Source organism: Burkholderia sp. GbtcB21 (assembly GCF_019091065.1).
Taxonomy (GTDB): domain Bacteria; phylum Pseudomonadota; class Gammaproteobacteria; order Burkholderiales; family Burkholderiaceae; genus Burkholderia; species Burkholderia pyrrocinia_C.
Map to the genome: position 1 here is coordinate 1 of NZ_JAGXKA010000456.1, position 238 is coordinate 238.

General features: G+C 69.7%; 1 protein-coding gene. It reads left to right on the top strand.

Annotation, left to right across the window (positions count from 1 at the left end; all coding sequences use genetic code 11):
* Window positions 1-238 (top strand): hypothetical protein (locus KVT39_RS37360; RefSeq protein ID WP_217591523.1); only part of this gene is annotated, 238 nt, incomplete at both ends.

Sequence of the window (238 nt, forward strand, 5' to 3'; positions counted from 1 at the left end):
TGGAAACCGTTGCTCCGAGCGGGCTGGTGGAGCCGGTGCGTACCCTGGTTGACGTGCGAAATGTCCTCGGCTCGTGGCTGGACGGCCCGAAGAGCGCAATGAACCAGGCGCGTGAACAGGCCGGCGTGAGCCGGCCTTCGTTCCGCGGCGAGAAGCTCGGGTTGCCCGAATCCGGGCCCGGCACCGCGGCACCGCTGCGCAAGCGGCTGCTGGCCTTCGTGGACGACCTGGTGCTCGC